The organism is Streptomyces racemochromogenes (assembly GCF_044129415.1).
Classification (GTDB): domain Bacteria; phylum Actinomycetota; class Actinomycetes; order Streptomycetales; family Streptomycetaceae; genus Streptomyces; species Streptomyces racemochromogenes_A.
Map to the genome: position 1 here is coordinate 35,146 of NZ_JBBDHD010000061.1, position 7,701 is coordinate 42,846.

The following is a 7,701-nucleotide window of genomic DNA, read 5'->3' on the forward strand; positions in this document are numbered from 1 at the left end:
GCGGACGACCGGTGTGCACCGGACGTTGGCCGAGGTGGCCGAACCTTCTCGACGGCCGTCACGGAGTGACGCCGTGACCCGTGAGGGAGAGGACGCACCTTGAAGAAGCAGCTCGGTATCGCGGGCACGGCGGGGATCGCCGCCGTGATCGTCGCCGCGACGGTCATGCCCGCGCACGCGGTCACCTACGGGACCCCGACGATCTCGCTGTCCGCCGGCTACCTGTCCGGGTCCGTCAACGGCGTCGGTGACCAGACCGTCGACGTGACCGTCGGCCAGAGCGGCGCCGACGTCTCCGCGCTGACCGTCAGCGCCTCCGCCTCCAGCAAGGCCTCCGTCGCCGGCACCGGCGACGTCACGGTCACCGGCTCGGGGGCCGTGCGCCGCCTGGCCGTCACCGCGCACGGCCGCGGCTACACCAACCTGACGATCAAGGTCACCGGGCTCGGCGGCAAGACCGCCAGCAAGACCCTCTCCTACGCCGCCTCCGCCGCGGTCGGGAACCCGGCCGACGCCCGCTACTTCAGCGGCGCCTCGGACTCCTCCGCGGCCGTGGACGTCGGCGGCGGCTACACCGTGGTCGCCGACGACGAGAACAACGTGCTGCGCCTGTACGACCGTTCCCGCTCCGACGCCCCCGTGCGCACCTGGGACTTCAGCTCCCGGCTCGGCGTCACCAAGGAGGTGGACATCGAGGGCGCCACCCGGATCGGCAACACCGTCTACTGGACCGGCTCGCTCGGCAACAACAAGGACGGCGAGTACAAGGCGCCCCGCAACACCGTGTTCACCACCACCATCAGCGGATCCGGCTCGGCCACGCAGCTCGCGTACGGGCGGTCCTACACGCACCTGCGCGAGGACCTCGTCGCCTGGGACCGGGCGCACGGCGACCGGTACGGCTTCGCGGCGGGCACGGCGGCGGGCCAGGCGCCCAAGCAGATCGACGGGTTCAACGTGGAGGGCCTGGAGTTCGCCCCCGGCTCCACCACCACCGCCTACGTGGGCTTCCGCGCCCCCCTCGCCCCGGCCGTCCCGGGCGGCAGGGCACTGCTCGTGCCGGTCACCAACTTCGACGAGGTGCTCTCCGGCGGGGCGTCGGCGAGGTTCGGTTCCGCGATCGAGCTGGACCTCGGCGGGCTGTCGGTCCGCGACATCCGCAAGAACGCGCAGGACCAGTACCTGGTCCTGGCCGGGTCCTGGGCGGCGGACGACAACTCCGACCCCTACGCCCTCTACCAGTGGGACGGCGTCGCGGGGCATGCCCCGGTCAAGCGGGCCGACCTGCCGACCGGCGACCCCGGCGGCTGGGAGGCCATCGTGGAGGTCCCGGACCTGTCGGTGCCGGGCGCGCGGGTGCAGCTGATCACCGACAGCGGCTCCGCGGACCTCTACGGGGACGGTATCGAGGCCAAGGACCTCACGCACCCGGAGTTCAAGAAGTCCCGGGCCGCCTGGTTCACGCTGAACTGAGTCCGGCTCAGGCCGGTCCGGCCGACTGCGGATCCGTCGCGAGGGCCTCGGCGAGGTGCTCGCGGCGGATCCGGCGGTCCACGTAGAGCAGTCCGGCCGGCAGCTGCGGGACCGCGGGCAGCAGGACCAGCGCCGACAGGGCCCCCGGCAGCCCGAACCACAGCAGCAGCCCGTACGCCGCCGCCCCGGTGGACACCACCGCCGGGGCGGTCACGGCCAGGGCCCGCCACCATGCGCCGCGCACCAGGTGCGCCGAGCGCCGCAGCGCCGCCACCGGCCCGAGCCCCTCGTACCCGGCGGCGATCGGGGCCAGGGCGGACAGCACCCCGAGCCACAGCGCGACGGGGAGCAGGGGGAGCACCGCCAGGGGCGCCGCACCGAGCGCGAGGAGGACCGCGAGGGGGCCGGCCGCGGCCGACAGGGCCAGCAGCTGGGCGCCGAGCACCGCCGGGGTGCGGGGCAGCGCGGCGAGCAGCAGCCCCGGTGCGGTCACGGCCCGGCCGAGCACCGCCGGGCGCAGCAGGGCCGCGATCAGGGCGGTGGCCAGGGCGCAGGTGAACAGCAGGAACAGGGCCGCCGCCGGGAACAGGGTCCAGACGAAGACCCGGCTGCCCGACCTCGGGCTGAGCGAGGCCAGCGTGGCCGCGCCGGCCGCCGCGGTGACCAGCAGCCCGGCCATCAGCTGGCCCAGCAGCAGCGCGCCGCACAGCGGGCCGCCGTAACGACGCAGGGCGGCGAGGGCCCCGCCGACGATGTCCGAGGTGCCCAGCGGGCGCAGGGGCACCACCCCGGGCCCGGGCCGCTGCAGGGGCAGCCGGCCGCCGCTGCGGTGGGTACCGTGCTGCATCGCCATGAGCGGCCCCCTGTCCCCTGAGTGGGGACACCGTAGCTCCGATGCGCGCCGGTGTCCCGGGGTCTGCGTGTGTACATGTGTACGCATCGATGCGTACAGTCGTACGCATGCCGTACGTACTGCTTGCCATGGCCATAGCCGCCGAGGTCGCGGGGACCACCGCGATGAAGTACAGCGAGGGATTCACCCGGCTGTGGCCCTCGCTCGGCACCCTGCTGGGCTACGTCATCGCCTTCACCCTGCTCGCCCAGACCCTCAAGTCGATGTCGGTGGGCACGGCGTACGCGATCTGGGCCGGGGTCGGCACCGCCGCCATCGCCGCGATCGGCATGGTGTTCATGGGCGAGGCCGCCACCGCGGCGAAGATCGCCGGGATCGCGCTGGTCATCGGCGGGGTGGTCCTGCTCAACCTGGGCGGGGCGACCCACTGATGGCCGCCGCCCCGGTGCGCCGGTACGACCCGGAGCGCAGGCAGCGGATCATCGACGCCGCGATCCGGGTGGTCGGGGCCAAGGGGATCGCCGGCCTGAGCCACCGCAGCGTGGCGGCGGAGGCGGACGTCCCGCTGGGCTCGACGACGTACCACTTCAAGACCCTGGACGACCTGCTGGTGGCGGCCCTGCGGCAGGCGAACGAGGCGTACGCGCCCGCGCTGGTGCTGCGCCCGGGCGAGGACCTGGCGGGGGCGCTGGCCCGGCTGCTGGGGGAGCTGCTGGGGGCCGACCGCGGCCGGGCGGAACTGGAATACGAGCTCTACCTCGCGGCCCTGCGCCGGCCCGCGCTGCGGCCGGTCGCGGCCGAGTGGTGCGAGGCCGTCGTCGAGGCCCTGGCGGACCACGCCGACCCGGTCACGGCGCGGGCGCTGGTGGCGGTGATGGACGGCATCGGCCTCCAGGTCCTGCTGACGGGAGCCCCGTACGAGGAGCCGTACGCCCGCGACGTCCTCGGCCGGGTCCTGCGGTCCGCGTAGCCGGGGTACCGCCGTGCGGGGCGGCGAGGGCCCCGCGCAGCGGCACCCGGACCCCCGGCGCCCTCCACCCGGAGGGCCCCGCTATCCCGCCGCCCGCACCGCCGCCAGCGCCGCGGCCACGCTCGCCTCGATGTCCCGCACCGGGTAGAAGACCTCGCGCACCGTCCGCTCCCGGTCCAGCACCAGCGTCAGCCGCTTGATCCGGCTCACCCCGGCCGCGCGGAACGTCGGCAGCCGCAGGGCCGTGACCAGGTCGAGGTCCGCGTCCGACAGGAGCGGGAACCGCAGCCGCTCGTGCTCCGCGAACTCCCGCTGTTCGTCCGGCCGCTGCGTCGAGACCCCGTGCACGGTGGCGCCGGCCGCGGTGAACTCCGCGAGCTGGTCGCGGAAGGTGCACGACTCCAGCGTGCAGCCCCTCGCCCCCGGGATGCCGCCCCATCCGGGCGGGTAGGACTCGGCGCGGGCGTAGGCCCCGGGGAAGCAGTACAGGACGGTGAACGGGGTGTCCGCCACCGGGTCGCGGAGCTCGCCGAAACGGTCCGGCAGCAGCAGCTCGGGCAGCCGGGTGCCGCGCAGCGCGTGGACCCGTGCGGCCTCCTTCGAGGACTCCTCGGTCGTCGCGGTCATCTCTCCGTCTCCCAGGACCCAGGTGTCGCCCCAGTCCTGGAGGGCCACCAGGACCGGCAGCAGCCCCCGCCCGCGCGGGGTCAGCCGGTACTCGTGCCGCACCGGGCGCTCCTGGTACGGCTCGCGCGTCAGCACCCCGGCCTCGACCAGCAGCTTCAGCCGCTCGGCGAGCACCTTCCGCGACACCCCCAGCTCCCGCTGGAGCTCCTCGAAGCGGTACAGCCCCCGCGCGGTGTCGCGCACGATCAGCAGCGTCCACCAGTCGCCCACCACGTCGAGGGCCTGGGCGATGGAGCAGTCCGCGTCGCCGAGGTGCGTGCGCTGGGCCATGGGAACTCCTTTGTCCGTTGACCCAAGGCTGTCATGCTGACATAGTCCGTTCCCAAAAGGAACTTACTCGGGACGGGCGAGGGGGACACGGGTGTGCTGCAGGGGTTCAAGGACGTACCGCGGGTTGTGTGGCTGCTGGCTGCGGGGGTGTTCGTCAACGCCCTCGTCAGCTTCACCTTCGTCTTCGTCTTCCTCTACCTGACCGGCCCGCGCGGCCTCGGTGCCGCCCAGGCGGGCGTGGTCACCGGCATCGGGGGCATCGGCCTGGTCGCCGGGAACTTCACCGGGGGCTGGTACGGCGACCGCTACGGCCACCGCCGGGTCCTGCTCGCCGCCTCCGCGCTCGGCGGGCTGACCCTGGCGACCCTGCCGCTGCTGGCGACGCCGCTGCTGTACGCCGTGCTGCCGCTGGCCCAGTACGCGAACGGGGTGGTGCGGGCGGCCAACTCCGCACTGGTCGCCGTCACCGTCCCCGAGGGCGCCCGCCGGCAGGCCTTCGCCGTCGTCCGGTGCGTGTCCAACGGCGGCTTCACCCTCGGCCCGCCGCTCGGGGCCCTGGTCGCGGCCGGGCTGTCGTACGACTGGCTCTTCCTCGCGGACGGCCTCGGCACCCTGTTCTTCGCCGTCTGGACCGCCCGCGTCGTCCCTGCGCGCGGTGCCTCGCGCACCCCCGCCGCGGCCCCGGACGGGGGTCTGGGCCGCGGCGGGGTGTGGGCAGAACTGCGGGCGCGGCCCGCCGTCCTGGTCCTGCTCGGCGCGATCCTCGTCGCGGACGCGGTCTACCGACAGCAGTACTCCACCTTCCCGGTCTTCCTCGCCGACCACGGCCTCGACGTGCGCGCCTTCGGCCTGGTGATCGCCCTCAACGGGGCCGTCATCCTGCTGCTGGAGCTGCCCGCCGCCGTCGCCCTGCGCTCGCGGCCGCCGCTGGCCGTCACCGGTACCGGCCTGGTGCTGGTCGGCGCCGGGTACGCGGCGCTGCTGCTCGGCGCCGGCGCGGCCACCGCCGTCGCCATGATGGTGCTGCTCAGCCTCGGCGAGATCCTCTACAAGACCACCGCCACCGCGTACGTCGCCGACCAGGCCCCCGCACACGCCGTCGGGCGGTTCCAGAGCCTGTACGCCGGGGTCTCGGTCAGCGGGACCGTTCTCGCCCCGCCCGCCGGCGGCGCCCTGTACGCGGCGGCGCCCTGGCTGCTGTGGCCGCTGTGCGCGGCGCTGGCCACCGGGGCCGGGGCGGTGCTGATCAGCCTGTCGCGGCGGCAGGGCCGTGCGGCAGGGGCCGCCTCCGCCGAAGGAGCCGGCCGGGAAGGGGCCACGGGGCCCGTCGCGGAACGGGGCCCCGATCCCGGTACGGGACGCGTTCCCGGACGGGCCCCGGCGAGCGGCCCCGACGCGGCCGGGGCGGTGTCCGGTGCGGATTCCGGGGCTCCCGGGGCGGGGAGCGGCCGGCCCGAGGCGCGCCCGGCACATGAGACCGGTTCGCGGCCGCGGCCCGTCGCCGGTTAGGTTTCGGGCATGACTGCTACGCGTACCACCGGCGCCGTCGCCGCCGGACTTGCCACCCTCGCCGCCGACGGCACCGTCCTCGACACCTGGTTCCCCGCCCCCGAGCTCTCCGCCGAGCCCGGCCCGGCCGGCACCGAGCGCCTCACCGCCGAGCAGGCCGTGGAGCTCCTCGGCGCCGCCGCGGCCAAGGCGATCCGCTCGGACGCGGTCCGCGGTGTCGAGGTCGTAGCCGTCCGCACCGTGATCGCCTCCCTGGAGGACAAGCCGCTGGACGCGCACGACGCGTACCTGCGCCTGCACCTGCTCAGCCACCGCCTGGTCAAGCCGCACGGCCAGAACCTGGACGGCGTCTTCGGCCTCCTCGCCAACGTCGCCTGGACCTCGCTGGGGCCGGTCGCCGTGGACCAGGTCGAGACCGTCCGGCTGAACGCCCGCGCGGAGGGCCTGCACCTCCAGGTCACCTCGATCGACAAGTTCCCCCGCATGACCGACTACGTCACCCCCAAGGGCGTGCGCATCGCCGACGCGGACCGGGTCCGCCTCGGCGCGCACCTCGCCGAGGGCACCACCGTGATGCACGAGGGCTTCGTCAACTTCAACGCCGGCACCCTGGGCACCTCCATGGTCGAGGGCCGCATCTCGGCGGGCGTCGTCGTCGGCGACGGCTCCGACATCGGCGGCGGCGCCTCCACGATGGGCACCCTGTCGGGCGGCGGCAAGCAGATCATCTCGATCGGCGAGCGCACCCTGATCGGCGCCGAGGCGGGCATCGGCATCGCGCTCGGCGACGAGTGCGTCGTCGAGGCCGGCCTCTACGTCACCGCCGGCACCCGCGTGACCCTGCCGGACGGCCAGATCGTCAAGGCCCTGGAGCTCTCCGGCGCCGACAACATCCTCTTCCGCCGCAACTCGGTCACCGGCGCCGTCGAGGCCCGCCCGTACAAGGCGAACTGGGGCGGCCTCAACGAGGTCCTGCACAGCCACAACTGACGCCCGGCCGCTCCCACTAGCGGCTGAGCAACCGACCAACGCCCTGACCAGCGGCTGAGCCGCCACCGGTTGTCAACGTTGGTCACCAACGAGCGCCCTCCCACGGCCCCAACACGGCCCGGGAGGGCGCTCTGGGATGTGGGTTGGTGTGAAGACTGCAACCTGCCAGGGACCTCGCTTGGGGCACGGAGCATCTCTGTTTCCGCGAAAATGACTGTGTGACAGATACGACTTGGGTTGCTCTCATCACTGCTACCTCCACCCTTCTCGCTAGCGGTGTTACGGGTACTTTGGCGTTCTTGACGGGTAAGCAGCAGTTGAAGTCTCAAGCGCTACTCCAGCGTGCGCAAGTGAGCGAGGAGCGGGCGGCCTCTATTCGCGAGCTGAGGCGTAGTGCCTATGTCGCTGTACTGAACCAGCACTCAGTCGTGGAACGGGCAATGAGGGGCGCCTGGGAGGAAACCCCATGCGTCGAGTTTGATTCGTCCGGGCGCTACGCTGAAATAGTCAGAGAGGTGAATCTCCTCCAGGAAAAGCTTCATCTGGCGGAGCTGGAAGGTCCGCTCGACGTTGCTACCCGGGCTGCGCGGATCATGGCCTTCGAAAGTCAGAGCATTGCGAATCTGGTGGCTGTGGTTGAGTCCAATGGGTCCAGCAACAGAAGTCCTGAGCATTGTGACTCGAATATGTCCCGAGATGATCACGATGGTCGGATCAATGTGCGAGACGCTTTTATCGACACCGCGCGAGATATGCTGGGTACCACTTTCTAATACGTGTGGGGCGACGGTGAAGGGGCTGCCCTAACCGGCAGTTGCCAGGAAAGTGCGCCAGCTCCCATCCCGTCTGCCGTCGACCCACACGTATGTGGAGCGGGCGCGCACCCGTACACCACCCTGGCGACGACCATGCTCGCCCTGGGCACCGTCGGGATCGTCGCCCTCCAGGC

General features: G+C 73.0%; 8 protein-coding genes. 6 read left to right on the forward strand and 2 right to left on the reverse strand.

Going from position 1 to position 7,701, the window contains the following annotated elements; all coding sequences use genetic code 11:
• Positions 1-165 precede the first annotated feature (165 nt).
• Entirely contained in the window at positions 166-1,473 is a 1,308-nt protein-coding gene (locus tag WDV06_RS22185; RefSeq protein ID WP_395511516.1) for a hypothetical protein, read from the forward strand.
• 7 nt (positions 1,474-1,480) lie between these two features.
• Here WDV06_RS22185 and WDV06_RS22190 read toward each other — a convergent pair whose 3' ends face one another.
• Positions 1,481-2,326, reverse strand: coding sequence for a hypothetical protein (locus WDV06_RS22190; protein ID WP_395511507.1), 846 nt, complete (start codon positions 2,324-2,326; stop codon positions 1,481-1,483).
• A gap of 107 nt (positions 2,327-2,433) precedes the next feature.
• Between WDV06_RS22190 and WDV06_RS22195 the strand changes: the two genes are divergently transcribed.
• Complete coding sequence (locus WDV06_RS22195) at positions 2,434-2,757, forward strand: DMT family transporter (protein ID WP_395511508.1); 324 nt, start codon at positions 2,434-2,436, stop codon at positions 2,755-2,757.
• Positions 2,757-3,296 carry a TetR/AcrR family transcriptional regulator gene (locus WDV06_RS22200; RefSeq protein WP_395511509.1) on the forward strand — a complete coding sequence of 180 codons (540 nt, stop codon included), beginning with the start codon at positions 2,757-2,759 and terminating at the stop codon, positions 3,294-3,296. The genes WDV06_RS22195 and WDV06_RS22200 overlap by 1 nt, the downstream gene beginning before the upstream one ends.
• Before the next feature lie 81 nt (positions 3,297-3,377).
• On the opposite strand, the gene WDV06_RS22205 is transcribed toward WDV06_RS22200, so the two are convergent.
• Positions 3,378-4,253: a winged helix-turn-helix transcriptional regulator gene (locus WDV06_RS22205; RefSeq protein WP_395511510.1), complete on the reverse strand. Its 876-nt coding sequence runs from the start codon at positions 4,251-4,253 to the stop codon at positions 3,378-3,380.
• Between the two features lie 96 nt (positions 4,254-4,349).
• Here WDV06_RS22205 and WDV06_RS22210 point away from each other — a divergent pair, with 96 nt between their 5' ends.
• From WDV06_RS22210 to WDV06_RS22220, 3 genes are all read left to right on the forward strand, one after another.
• Positions 4,350-5,762 (forward strand): MFS transporter, encoded by a 1,413-nt coding sequence (locus WDV06_RS22210; protein WP_395511517.1) that lies wholly within the window; start codon positions 4,350-4,352, stop codon positions 5,760-5,762.
• A 9-nt stretch (positions 5,763-5,771) separates the two neighbouring features.
• The gene (dapD, locus tag WDV06_RS22215; protein WP_395511511.1) at positions 5,772-6,752 is read left to right on the forward strand and encodes a 2,3,4,5-tetrahydropyridine-2,6-dicarboxylate N-succinyltransferase; all 981 of its coding nucleotides are present in this window, start codon (positions 5,772-5,774) and stop codon (positions 6,750-6,752) included.
• 299 nt (positions 6,753-7,051) lie between these two features.
• Entirely contained in the window at positions 7,052-7,525 is a 474-nt protein-coding gene (locus WDV06_RS22220) for a hypothetical protein (protein WP_395511512.1), read from the forward strand.
• Positions 7,526-7,701 lie beyond the last annotated feature (176 nt).